13 protein-coding genes are annotated in these 19,398 nt (G+C 56.5%); 6 read left to right on the forward strand and 7 right to left on the reverse strand.

Annotated features, from left to right (window positions below; translation table 11 throughout):
* Window positions 1–306: 306 nt before the first annotated feature.
* Complete coding sequence (locus tag NB063_RS07170; protein WP_250928077.1) at window positions 307–1,335, reverse strand: DUF1573 domain-containing protein; 1,029 nt, start codon at window positions 1,333–1,335, stop codon at window positions 307–309.
* Window positions 1,336–1,635: 300 nt separating this feature from the next.
* On the opposite strand from NB063_RS07170, the gene NB063_RS07175 reads away from it, so the two are divergent.
* Window positions 1,636–2,676, forward strand: coding sequence for a glycosyltransferase family 9 protein (locus NB063_RS07175; protein WP_250928078.1), 1,041 nt, complete (start codon window positions 1,636–1,638; stop codon window positions 2,674–2,676).
* A gap of 94 nt (window positions 2,677–2,770) precedes the next feature.
* Window positions 2,771–3,268: a DUF4112 domain-containing protein gene (locus NB063_RS07180; protein WP_250928079.1), complete on the forward strand. Its 498-nt coding sequence runs from the start codon at window positions 2,771–2,773 to the stop codon at window positions 3,266–3,268.
* A gap of 129 nt (window positions 3,269–3,397) precedes the next feature.
* Here NB063_RS07180 and NB063_RS07185 read toward each other — a convergent pair whose 3' ends face one another.
* Window positions 3,398–3,865, reverse strand: coding sequence for a hypothetical protein (locus NB063_RS07185; protein WP_250928080.1), 468 nt, complete (start codon window positions 3,863–3,865; stop codon window positions 3,398–3,400).
* A 624-nt stretch (window positions 3,866–4,489) separates the two neighbouring features.
* Between NB063_RS07185 and NB063_RS07190 the strand changes: the two genes are divergently transcribed.
* Window positions 4,490–8,827: an FHA domain-containing protein gene (locus tag NB063_RS07190; protein ID WP_250928081.1), complete on the forward strand. Its 4,338-nt coding sequence runs from the start codon at window positions 4,490–4,492 to the stop codon at window positions 8,825–8,827.
* Between the two features lie 493 nt (window positions 8,828–9,320).
* On the opposite strand, the gene NB063_RS07195 is transcribed toward NB063_RS07190, so the two are convergent.
* Complete coding sequence (locus tag NB063_RS07195) at window positions 9,321–12,305, reverse strand: zinc-dependent metalloprotease (RefSeq protein WP_407652565.1); 2,985 nt, start codon at window positions 12,303–12,305, stop codon at window positions 9,321–9,323.
* Window positions 12,306–12,602: 297 nt separating this feature from the next.
* Window positions 12,603–14,039, reverse strand: a complete 1,437-nt coding sequence (locus NB063_RS07200; protein ID WP_250928083.1) for a GIY-YIG nuclease family protein — start codon at window positions 14,037–14,039, stop codon at window positions 12,603–12,605.
* Between the two features lie 194 nt (window positions 14,040–14,233).
* Here NB063_RS07200 and NB063_RS07205 point away from each other — a divergent pair, with 194 nt between their 5' ends.
* Together NB063_RS07205 and NB063_RS07210 are read left to right on the forward strand one after the other, a co-directional pair.
* On the forward strand, window positions 14,234–14,677 hold the full coding sequence (locus NB063_RS07205) for a hypothetical protein (RefSeq protein ID WP_250928084.1): 444 nt from the start codon (window positions 14,234–14,236) through the stop codon (window positions 14,675–14,677).
* 26 nt (window positions 14,678–14,703) lie between these two features.
* Window positions 14,704–15,855 carry a DUF4272 domain-containing protein gene (locus tag NB063_RS07210; RefSeq protein WP_250928085.1) on the forward strand — a complete coding sequence of 384 codons (1,152 nt, stop codon included), beginning with the start codon at window positions 14,704–14,706 and terminating at the stop codon, window positions 15,853–15,855.
* Window position 15,856: 1 nt separating this feature from the next.
* On the opposite strand, the gene NB063_RS07215 is transcribed toward NB063_RS07210, so the two are convergent.
* The 3 genes from NB063_RS07215 to NB063_RS07225 form a co-directional block, all read right to left on the reverse strand.
* Window positions 15,857–16,273: a hypothetical protein gene (locus tag NB063_RS07215; protein ID WP_250928086.1), complete on the reverse strand. Its 417-nt coding sequence runs from the start codon at window positions 16,271–16,273 to the stop codon at window positions 15,857–15,859.
* Complete coding sequence (locus NB063_RS07220; protein ID WP_250928087.1) at window positions 16,274–16,603, reverse strand: hypothetical protein; 330 nt, start codon at window positions 16,601–16,603, stop codon at window positions 16,274–16,276. It abuts the gene before it with no gap.
* Window positions 16,604–16,887: 284 nt separating this feature from the next.
* Complete coding sequence (locus NB063_RS07225) at window positions 16,888–17,802, reverse strand: helix-turn-helix domain-containing protein (RefSeq protein WP_250928088.1); 915 nt, start codon at window positions 17,800–17,802, stop codon at window positions 16,888–16,890.
* Window positions 17,803–18,014: 212 nt separating this feature from the next.
* Between NB063_RS07225 and NB063_RS07230 the strand changes: the two genes are divergently transcribed.
* Entirely contained in the window at window positions 18,015–19,304 is a 1,290-nt protein-coding gene (locus NB063_RS07230) for an L-rhamnose isomerase (RefSeq protein ID WP_250928089.1), read from the forward strand.
* Window positions 19,305–19,398: the final 94 nt, after the last annotated feature.

Consider the following 19,398-nt stretch of genomic DNA (forward strand, 5'->3'; position numbering starts at 1 on the left):
ACTTTCTGGCACGCGTACTGGAGCATTCGCCTCTCAAGTAGCCGAGGCTCGGAAAGCCCGTAACACGCGCAATTCTCGGTCTCAAAGAGACCGAGCTACGTGAAAATACTTCAAGAGTGGCGTTGTTCAACCAGGGTGAATCTTCCCTGGGCTCACCTACCTGTCTGCTCAGTCGCTCGTTTCGGACGGACGCAAACGGGTCGCATCCGTCGAATCCCACGACTGGCGACCTCCTACGAAAAAAGCCCGCTGATCGAAATCAGCGGGCATTCTGGTTTACGTTTGGATCGCTGCTCTTTCGAGCGATTAGCGGATGACCGCGATTTGGTCGCTGATCACGTCCGCCGTCACAATCGCGGTTGCGGTGATCGACTTGTCACCAGCGGTCTCAATTGTCAACGCCGATCGCTGCGTTCCATGAGCACCGTTTGGCGTCATTTTGACACTGATCACGTGAATTTTCTTTTCCACATCGTTTTGGTCGAAGTCGACGTTCCAGCCGGGACACTTGATCGACGCAATTGCGAACGGTTCGCGGCCGGTAATCACAAGCCGTTGGACGATTTCCTGGCCCGGTTTCACTGATCCGAAAGCGATCGATTTTGGCGAGATGGTCAACGATGTGACCACGTTGCCCGAAACGCGAAGTGGAACCCGCGGCATGCTGCGGTCGTTCGTTTGCACGATCACTTCGTCTTGGAACAATCCCGCGGGAGCGTCTTCACGAACCGCGATGGTCAATTCATAAGTGGCTTTGCCCGGTCCCCGTTCGACCTGCGTGAACTTTGGAATCAACCAAGGTTGGTTGGCCCGAATGTCGACGACTTGCCAATCACTCCGTCCGGCGTAGTAGATTTTGGTCGAGCCGGTTTTGGTGTCGCCTTGGTTGATCGTTCCGAATTCAACACTGCCGGGATGGAAGACCATGTCGCTGCGGATGTAGCCGTCCACTTTCAATTGGACTTCGGTGTAGAACGGTTGGTCGATTACGACGGTCAGTGTCGCTCCCTTTTTGCCACGGAAGGTCGGCGTGTTGAAGCGAGCGGTGAGGAAGCCCTTTTCACCAGCGGGGATGTAGTTTGACGACAGAATCGGAGTCGTGCATCCACAGCTGGCGCGGACTTCACGAATGTGCATCTCGCGGCCGGTCGTGTTGTAAATCGGGAATTGGAATTCCGTTTTGGATGCTACCGCGACCGTGCCGAAGTTATGGCTCTTGATCGGAAACACATTGTCAGTCCAGTCTGCGTTCGCTGCAGTCGTCGATAAGACGACACCGGCGGGTGCAAGAGCAAAGAAAGCAGCGCAGACGAAGAATGATTTAAATCGAGCCATCACGAGTCTCCTCCAGGAGACGGGGGTACGAGGGTCGGGGCAGTTGTCAAATTTCCGACAAAGCGGTAGCAGACAACAGGTTACGGTCAATAGTACAGTTGCTTTGCAGTCCGGCAAGGCAGCCCGGGGGGTATTTACGCAAATCACGCAGATTCTTTGGATTTGCAAAACACCTGATAATTACTAAGGTGGTTTTACGGGTTGTACCGGACATGAAAAAGTGATCTGGTGATCGGTTCCGTCGGATTGTTAGGTTTGCAGTGTCCACCTCGACGCCCCCGCGACACAAAGACCAAAACGATGTCCGAATTTGAAACCCCGCTGGTTTCTCCGCGCATTCTGATTTCTCGAATGAGTGCGATTGGGGATGCGATCCTGACGCTACCGGTTGCGTGCAGTTTGCGAGACCATTTTCCGGAGGCATACATCGGATGGGTCGTCGAAACCAAATCGGCCCCCATGGTTCGCGGCCATCGAGCGATTGACACGGTCATCGAACTGCAGCGAGGTTGGTTCACCTCACCCAAAGGTCTGCTCGCCGCTCGGGCAGCACTTCGTGAGCATCGATTCGACATCGCGATCGATTGCCAAGGCAACTCGAAGTCCGCTCTGGCGGGAAAACTGTCCGGTGCCAAACAGCGGATCGGTTTCTCCGGAAAACACGCGATGGAGTTGAGCCGATTCTTTAATAGCGAAACGGTTGCCCCCGTATTCCACCATGTCACCGATCGATCGCTCGAACTGCTGACGCCGCTGGGTATCCACAACCCCGATGTTCGCTGGGATCTACCGCTCGAGCCGGCGGACCGGAAATGGGCCGCCAACTATCGAAATTCGATCCGAGCCCCTCACGTGGCGATTTTAAATCCAGGGGGAACGTGGAAATCCAAATTGTGGGAAGCGGATCGCTTCGCATCCACCGCTCGCTATCTCGCTGACCGATACGGCTACCAAAGTTTGGTCGTTTGGGGATCATTTGAAGAACGGCTGATGGCCGAGGAAATCGTGGAGCTGTCCGAGAAGACCGCCACGCTAGCCCCCGATACCTCTTTGAAAACGCTCGCAGCGTTAATCGAAACCAGTGATTTGTTCCTCAGCGGCGACACCGGTCCACTACACATGGCGGTCGCGGTAGGGACGCGGACGATCGGCCTCTACGGCGCGACACGCCCCGGTGACTCCGGTCCTTACGGACACGTGGCATTGCAATTGCAGTACGAATCGGGCAGCCGACGTCATCGCCGCAACGCCGACAACCGAGCGATGCGAGCGATCGGCGTGGAACATGTCTGCGCGGTAATCGACGACATGCACGCCGACTCGATCGTGAGAGCCGCCTAGCCGAGACGCCCCTCGGGCGGATGAGCTCGGGACGCGTTAGGATGTCGGCAGTCGAATCGACCGTCTTCCCCCCAACGCACTTGGTCTCGTCGCCTTGAAACGCAATCCGCCTCCATCATCGATCTCTCAACCGAAACCGATGCGATGGGTGGACAACACCACCAAACTGTTGGATGCGAAGTTTCGAATCCCGGGCACCCGTATCCGATTCGGATTGGACTTCCTGCTGGGTTTGCTCCCTGGCGCCGGAGACGCGGTCAGCCTGGCGATGTCGGGCGTTTTGATCGCGACAATGGCAAAACACGGGGCCAGTCCGATGCTGGTGCTGCGGATGCTGGGCAACGTGGTCCTCGATGCAGTCGTGGGCAGCGTGCCGGTGGCGGGAAACGTCTTCGACCTATTTTTTCGCGCCAATAGCCGCAACCTCAAGCTCATGCGCGAGCATTACGAAGACGGCAAACACAACGCTCACGCTTGGCCGATCCTGCTGGCGATCTTCGCGGTGATGGTTGTCGTCCTGGGAGGACTGTTTGTCTTCATCGCCATGGTCGTCCATGAATTGCTCAAATGGATCGGGGCGATCGCCAGCTAGAGCAGCTTCAACATGCTATTAATCGGCCGTCTACGAAATCGGCCGCCAATCAGCTCAACCGCAACGAAAAACCCTCGCCGGATCTCTCCGACGAGGGCACGAATCTGATCAACGTTTCGACCGACCCAACTACGGGGTGTCGACGTCTGCCTTGATGCTCGGCAGATCTTTGAGTTCCGGTTTCGCCATCGCCACGCCGTCGCTGGATTCAGGAATCGGAGGCATGGCGGCTGGTTCTGGGAACGCTTCTTCTGGAATCGCTTCGAGATCGCCCTTTTGGTCTTCCGGTTTCAGCATCGAGTAACCGGCCGCTTGCAAGTCGTATCGGCCCCAATAGACGCGGCGGACGGGGTTGTAGTAGTACACATACCGTGGTCGCGATGGATAGTGGATGCAGTAGTGGTGGTGATACGTCGGCACGGTCACGACCGGTTGGTAGCGGTACGTGCTGTAGTAATACGTCCGTGTGGGGTGGTAGTTCCATGACGAATAGGTCTGGCGGTATCCACCGGCCTCAGCGGTCGAGGCGCTGTTGAACGCGAAGATTGACGCGGCGATCAGGCAAAATTGACAGATGCGTTTTGTAAAGCGAGACATGGTTTGCTCTCCGGAAAAGGGGCGATTCTGGTGAAATCTCAAAGGGGATCGATTTTCGCGGTGCCTTATGACCGCTTTCATCATATCTATGCAAATTAGCGGGGGGCAGCGGACACCACACCAAAAATAATTCCCACTTTTCGGATTTCATCGTGCGGGAATTGCCCCCACGCTGAAACCGGCTCGTGATTTGAGTGGGGAGACGGCCTGCATTTCGTCTCAACGCGAGTCCCACTTCGACCGGTTCCCCGCCCACTGCAAGGACTCCCACGTCGGTCCGCAAATAACGAGTTTTCCGCCTGCGTTCGTTATCTGTATCGACGGACGAGTCGCAGCACCGAGTATGCCGGCCAGCCTTCCGATCCCTGCCTTGATCTTGCAAATCCTTCAGTGGGCATCAGGCGCGACGCAACACGCTCCCGGTTCGTACGCCGGGCTCCAAGAAAACTTTGATTTTCACATTGAAACCGGCATTTTTCCTATTGCTTCAGCAAATTTCTCGAATCAGTCGCAAATTCTCCGCAGTTCCTTTCATGCGTATGACCGTTACAACCGATCCATTGTGAATAAGTGGGCCTTCGTAGCCGACTTTGGAACACACCCCCCGTGAGAAGGAAATCCGTGGTGGCCAACGAACACTCCCAATTCACACCGTCCGCAACGACCTCGCTCGATGAAGCTGCTGCCAGCTTTGAGGTTTCGTCGTGGCAATCGGATTTCTCGCAGCCCTCGATGACAGGTAACGCCGTGAGTACAACCGCGAAAGAAGAATCGCTGGGACGCCGGACTTCGTCTGACGATCAAAATCAAGCGGAATTGGATCGATGGGCTCAAACGCCTTCGACATGGCGGCGTGATCCGAGTATCGAGTTTCGAGTTCGCTGCGAAGGGCAACCGACCCGCCGATTGCGACTCGCCGGAGCCCGCTACACCTTAGGCAGCGGCGTTGGTTGTTCGATCCGGCTCGAGGACGAGACGCTACGGCCTCTGCACGCGGTCCTGATTCGCGACCACGAACGAATTCTTGTTCGTGCCTACTCGGTGCCGATCCAAATCAACAACGTTCGTGTCACCGAAGGCATGATCAGCGTCGGCGATCGACTGAAACTCGGCGCTTACGAATTCGAACTTCTCGAAAACACGCCGCGTCCGGTCGATGCGGTCAGCCAAGCGGTTGCCCATGGGCTGGTCGGCTTTGACGGGCATGCCGACAGCCGGGGCGAGGACGCTTCGCAGGATTGGAGCAAATCGTTCCACGAAGAAGCCAAACAGTGGCGAGCCCTCAAGCAAGATGTCCAACGCCGCGACGCGTGGTGCAAGACCCGAGAACGCGAACTGGTGGAACAGCAACGCACGCTCGAACAGCAAATGCAAACGCTGCAGCAACGCGAGGAGGAACTGCAAACGCAGGAGTCCGCCGCGATTGAAGTCCACGAAGAGTTCCAACGCCGCTATCAAGACCTGCTCAAGCACCGCGACGAACTGCAACTCCAACAAGAAGAACTGTCCGCCGGTCGTGAGCACTTGCGTCTCCAACAGGAACGTCTCGACGGACGCGATCGTTTGCATCGCCAGCAGATCGAACGACTACTCGAGGAACAAGACCGATACAAACGACAAGAAACGATCCACCAGCAAAAGATTGCCGAGGGCGAAGAGCGAATCCGCGCGTCGCGTCTGCAAGCCGAAGCGGCGACATCGGCGGTTGAGCAGATGCGAGAGAAATTCGCGTCGCTCAACGAACAACTCGTGCTCTTGTCGCAACAACAGGAAACGCTGCAACAACTCGAAGCCGAACGCAACCGCGATCATCAACGCCGAGTCGAAGACCTCGAGTTTGATCGCGATGAAGCGATCGCACAGCGTGACGAAATCGCCGAGGAACGTGATGCCTCCATCGAGGCACAGGCCAAAAGTGAATCGGCGCGTAAGAAGCTAGCCGTCCGCTGCGTCGAACTCGAATCGATCGAAGAACAACTGCGTAACGAGATTGAGGAACTGCAGAGCGAAATCGCTTCCGCACGACTCGACGCCGAATCGCTCGACAAGGATTGCGAACTCGCACGCCGCACCATCACCAATCTGGAAGAAACCATCCGTGAAAATCGCGAGCGTTATGAAAACGATCGTGACTCATGGACCGCGGAAGTCGAAACGCTTCGCACGAATCTCGAAGAATTGTCGGTCGACCTCGCCGGTGCCCAAGCACAGCTTTCCCGATTGCGTGAGGAAAACCAACACCTCGTCGATCAACTCACCGGGGCCCATGCCGAACGCGACGAAGCTCGCGCCGAGCGTGAAGCGGCACTGCAAGAATGCGAAGTCGCACGAGGTGCCTGTGACGCTGCCAAGATGGATTGCGAAGCCGCACGTCGCGATCTCGAATCCGCTCGCAACGACGTGATCCTTGCTCGTCAAGAACGCGATGACGCCGCTGCGCAGCGCAACGCCGTCCTGGCAGAACGTGACGAATTGCTCACCTTGAAAGCGCGTCTCGGACAGGACAACGAAGCCGTTGAAATTGAACGAGCCAATTGGGTTCGCCAACAAGAACAGGCCGAACGTCGATACCAAGAAGCTCAATCTCACCTCGCTGACGCACGTCAGAAATGCGAACAAGCCGTTCGTGTTCGCGACGAAGCCGAATCGGCTCGGCTCGCCGCCGAAGCCAAACTTCAAGCGGCGATGCAAGAACTCCAAGAAATGCAAGCCGAGCGTGACCACGCGATTCGCGAACAAGACGAACTCCGTCGCCAGCGTGACAGCGCCTTGCAAGATGCCAAAGACTCACGTGAGCTGTTCGATCGCTCCAATCGCGACCATGACGACACGCTCGATCGGATCGAACATCTCGAACAACAAACCCGCCAAGTGATTGGCGTCTCAGACGCGTCGTTCAAATCGGACTCTGCACCAGAACCAACATCGACACCCAAATTCGGACTGATCGGCAACGATCTTCCATCCACTGATATCGAATCAGAAGTCACGGACACCTCGGAACTGGCTCTCGACAACGATGACGACCAATCGATCGACCTGCACCCCGAGCCGAGTTCGGCTGGCGAAAACGACATTCTTTTGGCAAGCGATGCTCCTCAATGGGAAGTCGAAACAAATCCCGATGCTCAGCTCGCGACACCACACGTGAATGTGGAGCCGGAATCGGACGAACCGTCAGCCGCCGCCGAGGATGTGGGATCGTTTGACACACCAAACGATGTTCCTACTTCTCACACCGTGACCGAGGAAGCGACTTCGCAACCGGCCGCCGCTTGGGCAACCGAGCCATCGGAGTCGATCGACGATCAAGACGTTTGGCCGACCTACTCATCAGTCGAACCAAGACCAGAAAATCGAAGCGACGAAGAACAATCGACATCAATGTCGTATTTCTCCGAAACTGACGATGTCGTTGCATCGGATTTGCCGTCCGCAATGCCTCCGGTTCCGACCGAGGAATCCGCGTCGGCTTGGCAGAGCACCGAGGAGGCGGTCCACGCAGATGATTCAGTCGCTGAGGAGCCAGTTGCTGAGACACCAGTCGAAGAAGAGCCAGTCACTGAAGAACCTGTCCTCGCCGATGAGCCGGTCGTCGAGGCTTCCGCTCTCGTTGACGAACAGGCTTTCGGTGACGAACCCCAATCTGAGATCGTTGACGAGCCTGCATCGGAAGACCAAACATCGGACGAACCGAACTGGCGCACAACCGCGTCGGACGAACAGTCTGAGTCTGAAATGGAACCAGAAACGGTTCAACCCGTCGCGGAAGATTTGCCTGCATGGCCTGAAGAATCGCAAACGTATCTGTTGCCTCGGGAACAATACGAATCGGATGAACAGATCGACTCGCCCGTTTCGGACGCAACGTTCGATTCGCAAGAATCGGTCGAAGCCGTCGGATCGTTCGATGTCGAACCACCGTACACATCGTCGTTCGCCGACGACAGCCAAGACGAGTGGTCAAATGAAGACGAAGCGTCTGAACCGTCCTCGGACATCGCGACCGGATCGCTCGCCGATCAATTGATGCGTGACCTTGGAATCACCCCCAAGGAACACTCGTCTCATGATGGCGACGATGCCGATGCCGCCTCGCTTGACGACAACTCCGCCACGGCAATGTGGAATGGTCGCAACGACTGGCAATCGGAAGACGTCGCCGAGGAAGCACCCGCCAACGAAGTCCAAGAAGAAGTCTCGGCGGATGAGGCTGAAGAGGCGACGCCACAACTGAAGACTGGAATCGATCAATACCGCGAAGACTTCCATCGAGACGAATACGAATCCGAGGACGATGTCCAGGACGAGATCAGTAAACCGAACGTCACTGCGGTGGCTGACACGGTCGTCGCAGGGGCTTCGGACAGCGGCAGCGGTGAACCTGAAGACGATTCCATCGAAGCCTACATGAACCGTCTGTTGCAACGTGTTCAAGGACAACCGTCCAGTTCACCGACTTCGCCCGCGCCCGTGGCTCCCAAAAAGGTTGCCAAACCGGTGGAGCCCGTTGCCAAAGAGGTTCCTTCGGCAACCTCCGAGACCAACGAAAACGAAGTGACTTCGAAGGAACAACCGGTTGCACCGGATCCCGATGCTCCGTTGGTCCCACGTTCGCAAGCACCTGAGCGCAACAGCGATTTATCGGCGATGCGAGAGCTTGCCAACGCCTCGGCTCGCAGTGCGATTACCCGCAGCCACCAGACGCAGAGCCACACGACTCGCATGCAAGCGATGATGAAGTTCGGTCAAGCTGGTATCGCGATGCTGTGCGGTCTCGCTGCGGTCGCGCTTGTGAACCTGCCCATGCTTAAGATCGTCGCCGCCGTTGCCGCACTATTGATTGCTGCCATCTGCGTCAAAGAAGGCTTGGCGTTGTTGACCGACCTGAGCAGTCGCACTCAAACGGCCCGCAACTCGGAAGCTGCCATCGAAGAGAGCGAGAACAAAGACGCCGTCTGAACGCCCTCGCCAATTCACTTAAGCGGTTCTGGCTTGGTGACCAACCGCTGAGTGCTCGCCGGGCATCGATTGATCTCCTTCGATCCGGCCGCTTGGCTGAACTCGTCGCCCAATGCGGTTCGCCGTTGAACGTGATTTCGACGCAACCCGTGCTCGCCAATCTCCGCGAGGCCGAACGGGTTTTCCGTTCTCACGAGATCCCCTCGCGGATCCGCTTCGCTCGGAAAGCGAACACATGCCGAAGATCTTTTAGCGGCACATCGCAAGCCGTCCGTTCCAACCTCACCGGTCGGCTTGCGCCGTTCCGGTACATTTGAAATCCCGCAGTAATTGAATCGACGTCCCGAGAGTCCGAGCGACGTGAAGAATGACGCTGTTAGGAAATGCAACCTCCATAAAAAAAGGCCAGCCACAACAATGTGGCTGGCCTCGCGTTGGTCGTGGCAGTTTCCTACCGCATCGAGTGATTCGGCAGACTCCGAGGAATCGGCCGTTAGTTTGACTCGGCTTCTTCGCCGATGAGGAACATCATCATTCCGCCACCAGCCTGTTTGCTACCGTAGGTGTACCCGGCTTCAAGGGCACGTTTGATTCGCTCTTTGCTTTCGCTCAAGTGAGCCAGCGTGTACGCGTCCATCTTGCCTTCGCACTTCTTCAGCGTTGATTCCATGCCCGCCGCGAGCGTCCGCAATTCCATCCGAGCCAGATTACTGATCGGACTGTAGGCAGCCGTTCCAGGCGACTCTTCGAGAATCAGATCCACCAGCCGTTGCAAGTGTTCGCGTTGCAGGTTGCGACGCAGCGACGAAATCATCGGCTTACGATCATTGCGGCCTTCGGGGCACGCCTCTTCGAGTTCGGACCACACCGCCGTCGTCACGCTGTTGAGCAACTCGGGCAATGTCAGCGAGTCTTCGTCTTCAGGCAAACGCAATTCGTTGTCGTAGACGCGGCGAAGCGTCGTCGGGTTCATGAGCAGCGTCAACGCCGAGGCTTGCATGTCCAGCACGCGGTCATGGATCGGCCATGTCGCTTCGTCGGACATACTCGAGTGCCTACCGCCATCGAGCCATTTGTCGACGCCGAGTCGTTCGAGGATTTCAGGTTTCAAACCGTACGCCTCGTCACGGAAACTCGTGTCGATCACAAACTTCAACGCATCACGTTGGTCTTTGGCGGGCACGACTTGAACAGGCACCCGGTTTCCAGGATCACCTTTCTTGTCACGGTTAACAAACGCACCACCGATCCAATTCGCCATCATGCTGACCGATCGCATTTGCAAAGCGAGGGTCAATTCATAGCCACGGCGGGCCTTCGCCCAGCTATCGCCGTCGTTCACAAATTTCTCAAGCAAACGATCGCGATACAGCTCGATCAGTTTGGCTTGCTCGGTCGTGTACGAAAGCGGGTCCTTACCGAAGTCGTAGCGGCGAGCATACGGGTCAGGTCCGCTGGTATCCTCGTCAGTCGCGTATTGCAATTCAGGCTCGGAACATCGCTTTACGATTTTCTCCAAATCCGAATCTTTCAACGTATAGCCGTACTCGATCGCCCAGTAATCGTAGGGGCCGATGTCGATCATCGCGAAATCGCCTTGAACATCGCCGACATCGTATCGGTAATTGATCGGCGTGTAATCCATCACCGAAGCGGTGAACGGCTTTTTGCCCTTCACTTCTTCGCTATTGATTTCAGCCATAGTCAATAACGACGATGCTTTGAAGTTGTGACGCAGACCAAGCGTGTGCCCGACTTCGTGAGCGACCAAATCTGCGAGCAACGGACCGACAAACCATTCCGGCATGCCATCGAGGAGTTCTTCTTCCTCTTTCTTGACCGTGTCCTTCTTGTCGTCGTCCTTGTCAGCCTCGTCTCCATCTTTCTCATCATCGTCGTTGGCTTCGTCATCCTTCTTAGGCTCGTCCTCCGACTTCACGTCTGCTTTCTCGTTGTCAGACGCTTCCGAAGCAGCCTTCTCTTCTTCCTTTTCTTTTTCCTTCGCTTCTTTGGCTTTCTTCTTGTCTTTTTCAGCTTCGATATCGGAGTGCAAAATCAGCGCCCAATTCATGCGAGCCAAAGCGAGGTCCATGCTGCGACTGCTCGCCGCCATGCAGTAACCGTTCTTTTGGCTGACGTGACCGATCAGGCCGTCGTACTCGTCATCACCGAGCAGCGCCGGATCGGATTGAGCCATCTTGTATCCGGCCATCGGCTGAGTGGCTTGCCGGGCGTACTTCGCACGCAGCGAATGCACGTTTTCGGGAGCGCCCATGCGGACACGCGGATCCCAATTGGGTCGGGTACCGAGCCAAGCGAGCGTTTCAGCACTGACGCCTTCCATTGCCAAGTTAGGCATCAGATCGGCATAGTTGAAATTGAAGTGGCGAATCCAACCATCGGTCAGGATGATATCGGCATCAAGAATTTGGCCGGTCTCCGGGTGAACGCGGCTTGGACCGATTGCCGTACCGATGTCGTTGTTGAGCCATCGCACAAAGTTGTAACGCACGTCCTCAGGATCTTTTTCCATGTGGATGCCGCTGACCGCGTCTTGATATTCGATCACGATCGCGTCAACGATACCGACCTTTTCAAATGCTTTGTTCCAGTAGTCGATACCGGCTTTGATCCAGCGGCGATAACGGACCGGAGCGGTGTGCTCGACATAGAAGCGGATTGGCTCCTTTGGCGGGCTGAGTTTGAGTTTTGGATCTCGCTTTTCCAATTGCCAACGGTTGATGAACCGCACGCGAGTGTCCTCGGTTTCGTACTTGCTCAAGTCCGAGTACGAAGTCGTGAAGAAACCGACTCGTTCGTCAGCAACCCGTGGTTTGAATCCTGCCGAACTGCTCGGCACTTCACTGAACGAATAGTGCAACGTTTGCAACCGGCCGCCGTTACCAACGACTTCGAAAGCCAATTCGACGTTCTTCGGGAAGACTTTGCACGACTCGATCGAATACAAACGTGAGTTCGAAACGCGAACGGCACCACCAAAGAATTGACTGGCGTTGCCAACCAAGAGGCTGTCCATATCAATCACCGGACCACCCTGAGGTCCGATAGCGAGAATCGGCACGTCGAGGATGACGCGGTCGGTGAACAAGCGTTTGACCGACGCCTTGGATTCCGCATCGCCGGTGGCGCGAATGTCAAGATTGGGAGCAATCAGGGCGAGCCGATTGTCATACCGACGCCACTGCACAACCCAGTCACCGGACTGCAAACCGGCATACCGGTCACCGCTGCTGAGCGTAAGGGCGATGAAGTAACTTTTGCCCTTAAAGTTCTTGGGCAACTCGCCGATAACGGCCGAGTCTTTTTCCCGTTTCCAAAGATTGAACAGCCCCTTATCAGACTGCTGGTCCGATACGGCGACCTGCTCAAACCCCTCTGAAACTTTCGAAAATTCAGGGAGAGTATCAGCCGCCGAAACGGTCGTACCAGGAGCGATCGCCAGAGCCGCGATCGGCATCGTGAAGGCGAGAAAAGCAGGCAAAGCGAACAAATTTGCAATTCGCTGGCAGATTCGGGTCATACCAAAAATCCAAAAGGTCCTAGGAGGGGGCAGGCAAAGGTGGGGAACGGTGATAAGCCAGTTTACGTCACGACCTGGGGTTTTGATCCAGAATGGCGCACCGTTTCTACCTGTTTTATCCGATATATCCGGTTTAACGCAAACAATCGCGTGTGGCTGGCGCCGCCTTAGGTCGCTTGGTTTTCCATAAAACGGTGAGTCTGGGAAGACGATCGCACGACGACCGCGCCGGCTTCACGCGACGGGCACGCGAGACAAATGCCGGTATTTTCTTCCCGCCGATTCGGGCGCGAAGCACTGCTTCAACTCGGCTCGATTTTTTCGGAACCACGCCGCCACGACAGAAACCGTGTAAGGATATTCCGACGTCACCCGGCTGTTGCCTGCCGCGATCCGTGACGCCCATTGTTTCATCAGCGGTTTGATCTCGCGGAAGTGCGCCGCGTCCGCCGGGGCCGGCGCCACGTCAACGATTTCCCCTCGCCGGATCAGATACCAAATCGCCCGTCCGTCGTAGCCGGTCGAAGCGTATACGAAGGAATATTTTTGACGTGCGTCGGCGAGATGCCCGAGTTTTCGCTGGGCATAGTTGAGCGACTTCAACGTATCACGGGCCCGCGCGGCGAGTTCATACAACCGATTCGCGGATGCGTTTTCCATGATCGATTGCGTCGCCGTGATCGGTTCGTCGTTAAACCCATCGAGGAAACTCTCCGCCTCTCTCACCCGGACGGCGTATTCTTCGCGGCTACACGCAGCCGCGCATGGGCCGAGACAGGTGCCGATTTCCAACCGCAGGCATCCCGGTCGCGGATGCACATCGAAAAGCGCCAACTGCTCGGAAAACTGAAACACGGTTTGCTGACTGCAATCGCGCAGCCGAAACGTTTTGTTAAGGGCGTCGACAACACGTCCCATCCGACCGGCACCGAAGAACGGTCCCTCAACGGCAACACATTCGGTTTTCGCGGGCGGCGACGTGGCGATGTAAAACATCTCCGCGGGTTTGCGTCCCAAACACAAATAAACAGGCCGTTGACGCTCAGGTACACCTTGGACGTTGAAGCGGGGGATCCAACGACGAATCAACGATTGCTCGCGAAGTTGAGCGGCGAAATCACTGGGCTGCGTCTCCCATTGGATCGCGCGGGTATGCTCGATGATCCTGCCCGCTTTTTCGCCTCGCGCCGATTGACCGAAATAGCTCGACAACCGGTTCCGCAACGAGCTGCTTTTGCCAACGTAAATCAATTCCCCGGTGCGGTCGAACATCCCGTAGACACCGGGCACAGGCGGGCAGAGCGATTGAACTTGCTCTCGTAGCTCGCGGCTCGTTTCACCGCCGATCATCTCCGTCGGTCGGCCGCTGTACCCGGCTGGTCGATCGGTTTCAGCATGGTACGGATCAAACGGGTTGGCACCAAATCCCGAAATCAACGTGTCCGAAACTTGGGCCGAGGCGGTTTCGCCACCAGAGATGCCTGGCGGTGGAGCCCGCCGAACGACTCGATAGCCGGACTGGGTAGTTGCCTCGGCGACTCGATCGCTAGCAACTCCGTCCGCGGACTCCTCGGCAGCGATGTTCGATTTTTGTGAGAGGCCATCGAGTGGCAACAGTCCGGTAGCGGCGTCATGACGAGGTCGCCTGCGAATCGTCCTTTTCCCTGCCATCCGTGCCTGCCGAGTCCATGGTAACTGCTGTTAGGGTCGACAATTTTGCCACCCGTAACGCCTTCGATTATGCCGCATCGGCAGGCGATCACCAAGCTGACTTTTATGGGGGACTTCTCTAGAAGCAGTTTTTTGCCTCTAATAGTCTCTTGATTTCCTCACAAATCCCCCCCGATGAGTGTACTCAGACTTTTATGACCACTGAGCCGACCGAAGAAGCCGAAAAGAAAGAAGACGTTGTCGAAATTGTACTCCAGTACAACAAGGAAGACGTCGATGAGCATGGATTCACCTCCGTGTGGAACGTCGCTGCGGCAACCTGTGACGGTGACCAGTTACGAACCCGCGACCTCGCTGGGCGAATCCTCGGGTTCCTTTGCAAGAAAGATTACGAGCACGTCGTCGTCAGTTCGACGGACGCTCAATACCTCGACGAATGGTTCGAACGCGAAAAGGCGATCCTCTACAACTGGAAAGCCGATTCGGAAACCACCGACGCAATCACCCAGCATGCTCAGGTTCCCGCCGCTTCGATGATCAGTTTTCTCAAACGAGAAAAATTCAAACCGACGGCTAATTACAGCCCCCGTCGCGCGGACCGTGTTGCCTGGTTCCAAGAAAAATGGGGCATTGGCTGAGCCCGGTGTCACAACCACCCTCTGCCTTGCCATCGATCCCGGCCGACACCAGCACACGCCGCGTGTTCGCCGTCTCAACACTTCGCTCCCTGCCTCCCCTCCCCGAATTGGCAGCGGAGCGGGCCACCGATGTAGCCATCGAACATGCCGATGAACTGGTCGCGTGGCTAGCGGATCCCGCCTTCCCCAGCCACGCGTCACCGATCGCGGATCCGATCCGACTGCATCTGCGAAATCGCCATCACGTGGTCGCGATTGCCGGCTTGACCGCCCACGACGAGGCCGACGCCGCCCACACCGCATCCGATGAATCTCTTGAGAGACTCTTTGGTAGCGATCTCGCGAACTTTCGCGAACTGCAATCCTGGGCCCACGCTGCCAACGCGATCTGGATCACCCAAGACCACCACGTTTTTGATCCCATCGGCCGTTTGCTGCTCGACGCCAGCGGAAAGGGCCCCGATCCCGAAGCGGTGATCCCGTTCCCCGCCGACGCCCGGCAACGCAAAGCCAACTGCGAAGTCCAAATTCGAAACCGGTTGGTCGATCCCGTCGAAGGGCTGCTTCCGCTTCGTGGCGCCGGCGAAATTTGCCCAGTCGATGCCGCCGATGTCGCGCGGCGAGCGATCGCGTTATTCCTGGTCGCGACACGTGCCGAGTCGATCCTAACCGGCAAACCACTCGACACCGAACGCATGAAGCTCCGCTGCCCGATCGGTGTCGCGGCCCTATCGCCGCGAGAGCGAGTTTTTTTCGAAACCGAACTCACCGCGTCGACTCAAGCAACGCTGGGCCGAGCTGCCACGGAATTGGCTTGGCGATATGAAGCCCTGATGGCGCTGCAGTGGGCGCTGGACATGCAGTTTGACTTGCCGTGGCCCGACGAACATGCCGATCTCACCGCGGTCACGCGGCTGATGATTGACCTACCCGACGAGGCGATCGTCGAGCAAGCACGCTTGCGATCAACCGACGAAATGCTTGACGCTGCGGAACTGCACTACCAGAGCTTTCATGCCGTCGCGTCGGCGCAACAATCGGGACGCGATCTCTCCGGAATCTACGATCCCGGTGTGGTCTGCGAACGACTCGTCGCGCTCGCTTGGATCAACGGCCTCACCCCCGGGCGAGCCGACTGGGACGCCGCCAGCGATTGGGTCGAAGGCGGCTGCGTTTAACCTATCTCGCGCCGAGCGACACGGTTTGACCTGGGATCTTTTCGAGCGAATCGACGATCGATCGCTTCAGTGACTCGTCACTGTTAATCCGATTTTGTAGATCGCGAATCTTCGATTGGTCGGGTAACGACGCGCCGAGAGATTCAATCTGAACCAAATCGGTCTCGCTATCCAGAGACACGTCAATGGGTTCGTCACCCTGCAATCCGAACTGACGCATCCAATCGACGAGCACGCTACGGATCGATTCGGTGGCTTCGATCGACGCAGCCTCGTCGGTCGACGAAATCTCGTTCGCATCGGGCCCCTTGCCGAGCACGTCGGCAAAGTCCGTGACCGCGTCCACTGTTCCTTGCACCGCGCGACTAGCCAAATTGGCCACGCCTAACGCGGTGACGGGAGAGATAGGAAATGACATTTAGTGCTCGTGCTTTGTCTCGAACTTAAGCGCCTTTAACCACGCTTCGAGTTTGTGTGCGTCTTCATGAGTCTTTGTCGTATGGCTGAGCCATTTCGGACAGCGATACTTAATGTCGATATGGCCGTTATGACTATGACGTTCGACTTCACATTTGAGCTTCTTCAAAGTATCGAAAATTTGGTCGGCTTGTTTCTCGTCGTGCTCGTGACGAGCCGTCCATTTTTCGCAGCGATACGAAACGACTTCCGCAGCCTCGGCACTTTGACCAGAAACGGAGCCAACGGAAAGAAACGCCACCGCGATGGCGAGCAATACGGATCGAAACATTAGCAACTTTCCTACAGGATCTTTGTTTGGGGATACAACACTTGGGGTGGCGACGCCGAACGATCGGCAGAACACCCGGGCACGAACGACCCATTACCGCCGTCATGCAAACGATTTGCATTCAATCACATGCAAACCGTCTGCACACACTTCCGACATACATTGCCGCTCGGTCCAGGATGCTTGGTAACCCTTACCCGCTTGTCAGGTCAAGGGAGGAGTCTCGAACGCCACCCCCCGCACGTCGCCTCAGGTTGCATTTTCAACCGTGAAACTCCCCCACTTCAGTCATCCGGATCTGCTTCGGTGCCGCTCGTCGGAGGCATGTCGAGATACCTGCGTTTGTAGTCACGCGGGGATACACCGACAATGTCGCGAAACTTTCGACTGAAATAGTTGCTGTCCGAGAACCCGACATCCATCGCGATTTCGGTGATCGATTTCTTGCTAACACGCAGTTGTTCGCAGGCCTTGCGAATTCGTAAACGGATCAAATATTGAATCGGCGAATCTTCCATCGCGGTCTCAAACGTCCGCAGAAAATTGCGCCGCGACATGTTTGAAATCTGAATCAGATGATCGAGTGTGATCGGTTCGGCGTAATGAATTTCGATGTGGGCAATCGCATCGGCGACTTCGAGTAGCCCTTGGCTCCGCGGGTCTCGGAAACGGTCATAGCATCGCGCGAGAAACGTCACCAACTGCATCATCTGCGTCATCGCCATCACACGAAACCCCGCAGTCCGCTCATCCAGCTCGCGTTCGAGCAGCTCGATCTTTTCGATCGCAAACGCCAACTCCATCGGATTCAATCGCAACCGACTGTCGAATCGATGCCGCTGGCGGAAGGCGGGCTCGAGAGTAAACAACGCGTGGTATCCGGGCATTTCCTTCAGGTCCCCCAGGTTCCAGGGCAACTCGTCGTTGTCAAACAGAATGTTGATCAGCCTCAAGCCCTCGAGATCCTGATAGTCGTGAGGCCGTGCCCCACCAATCACGAACGCGTCGCCAGCCGCCAACTCGTATGAATCCACTCCGGTAACGTGCCGCCCACTGCCGCCGGTGATGATCACGATTTCCCAAAATTCGTGCGAGTGTAGCCCGAAAGGTTCCTGCGGATCGCGTCTTGCGACCACGATGGGAAAGCCATCGGGGTGAAAAAACTGGCTTTTTCGAAGAACTCGAATCGGTTCGTTCATGGGAATTCCGAAGAAATCTAGGCTGCTGGCACTTTTATGCTGATTGGGTGCACAATTGTAGAGGTGCGAGGCAACCAAATGGATTAAGTTCCAATATCGGCTCGGGCAGGTAACGGCATCTCATTCCACGATAGTGGGCGAATCGTTCCCATCAATGAAGCTCTGGCCGCGACAGCGTAACGAGCCCCGCCCTCTTCAACCATAGCGAAAAAATGACCAGTTCTTCGAACGTTGACTCCGCATTTGCGTTAGCCACCGAGCAATATCAGAGCATCGGCGTCAACGTCGGAGCCGCCTTAAAAACGCTTTCCACGATCGCAATTTCCGTCCACTGCTGGCAGGGCGACGATGTGGCAGGTTTCGAAAACACCGGCGAAGCCCTGGGAAGCGGTCTCGCGGTGACGGGAAACTATCCCGGCCGAGCGAGAACGGTTGATGAACTGCGGAGCGATCTCGAGATGGCGTACTCGCTGATTCCGGGACGTCACCGCCTGAATCTTCACGCCCTCTACGGCGAATTCGATGGCCACGTTGAACGAGACGAAATCGGCGTCGAGCATTTCCAAGGTTGGATGGAGTGGGCTCGCGCCCAAAGCATTTCGCTCGACTTCAACCCGAGCTACTTCTCGCATCCCAAGGCGAACGATGGCCTGACGCTGGCCCACCCCGACGCGGGCATTCGAAAATTTTGGATTGACCACGGGATCGCGTGCCGTCAAATCGCAGCCGAAATGGGAGCCGCGCAGGGAAATCCTTGCGTTAACAACACCTGGGTTCCAGACGGATACAAAGACCGGCCGGCCGACCGGACGACGCCCCGCGTTCGTCTCGCAGAATCTCTCGACACAATTTTTGCCGATCCCATCGATGCCTCGCATTTGCTCGAAGCCGTCGAATGCAAACTGTTCGGCATCGGTTCGGAAAGTTACGTGGTCGGCTCGCACGAGTTCTACATGGGCTATTCGATCACGCGAAACAAAGTGCTGTGCCTCGACGCAGGTCACTTCCATCCCACCGAAGTCATCTCCGATAAAATTTCCTCGACATTGATGTATGTCCCCGAATTACTGCTGCACGTCAGTCGCGGGGTTCGGTGGGACAGCGATCACGTCGTCACCATGTCTGACGAATTGCAAGCGATCATGCAAGAGATCGTGCGGGGCAATCACCTCAAACGCGTTCACATCGGGCTGGATTTCTTCGACGCGAGCATCAATCGCATCGCGGCCTGGGCGATTGGCACCCGAAATACGCTCAAAGCGTTGCTCATGGCGTTGCTTGAACCCACCGCAGAACTGAAACGCCTCGAACTCGAAGGCGATTTGACCGCCCGATTGGCGTTGATGGAAGAGCAAAAGACGATGCCCTTCGGCGCCATCTGGGATCATTATTGCCAATCCTCTGGAGTTCCCGTGGGACGCCAATGGCTGGACGCAGTTCGCGGATACGAATCATCTGTGTTATCCAGCCGCAGCGACGCGGCTGAAAACGCGATCGCCTGACCCAACCTCACATCATCCCACGACCAACCTTTGCTGGCGAACCGACCAACGGTCTCGGCAACCGAATTGGCGAATGACCCCACGCATTTTTCAA

It is taken from the genome of Aporhodopirellula aestuarii, assembly GCF_023701485.1.
GTDB classification, from domain to species: domain Bacteria; phylum Planctomycetota; class Planctomycetia; order Pirellulales; family Pirellulaceae; genus Rhodopirellula; species Rhodopirellula aestuarii.

Bases quoted from the DNA above. Each gene is read 5' to 3' on its own strand.
- NB063_RS07215 (WP_250928086.1), bottom strand. From the start codon at position 16,273: ATGTCATTTCCTATCTCTCCCGTCACCGCGTTAGGCGTGGCCAATTTG.
- NB063_RS07220 (WP_250928087.1), bottom strand. From the start codon at position 16,603: ATGTTTCGATCCGTATTGCTCGCCATCGCGGTGGCGTTTCTTTCCGTT.
- NB063_RS07175 (WP_250928078.1), top strand. From the start codon at position 1,636: ATGTCCGAATTTGAAACCCCGCTGGTTTCTCCGCGCATTCTGATTTCT.
- NB063_RS07225 (WP_250928088.1), bottom strand. From the start codon at position 17,802: ATGAACGAACCGATTCGAGTTCTTCGAAAAAGCCAGTTTTTTCACCCC.
- NB063_RS07200 (WP_250928083.1), bottom strand. From the start codon at position 14,039: ATGGCAGGGAAAAGGACGATTCGCAGGCGACCTCGTCATGACGCCGCT.
- NB063_RS07230 (WP_250928089.1), top strand. From the start codon at position 18,015: ATGACCAGTTCTTCGAACGTTGACTCCGCATTTGCGTTAGCCACCGAG.
- NB063_RS07195 (WP_407652565.1), bottom strand. From the start codon at position 12,305: ATGCCGATCGCGGCTCTGGCGATCGCTCCTGGTACGACCGTTTCGGCG.
- NB063_RS07185 (WP_250928080.1), bottom strand. From the start codon at position 3,865: ATGTCTCGCTTTACAAAACGCATCTGTCAATTTTGCCTGATCGCCGCG.
- NB063_RS07170 (WP_250928077.1), bottom strand. From the start codon at position 1,335: ATGGCTCGATTTAAATCATTCTTCGTCTGCGCTGCTTTCTTTGCTCTT.
- NB063_RS07205 (WP_250928084.1), top strand. From the start codon at position 14,234: ATGACCACTGAGCCGACCGAAGAAGCCGAAAAGAAAGAAGACGTTGTC.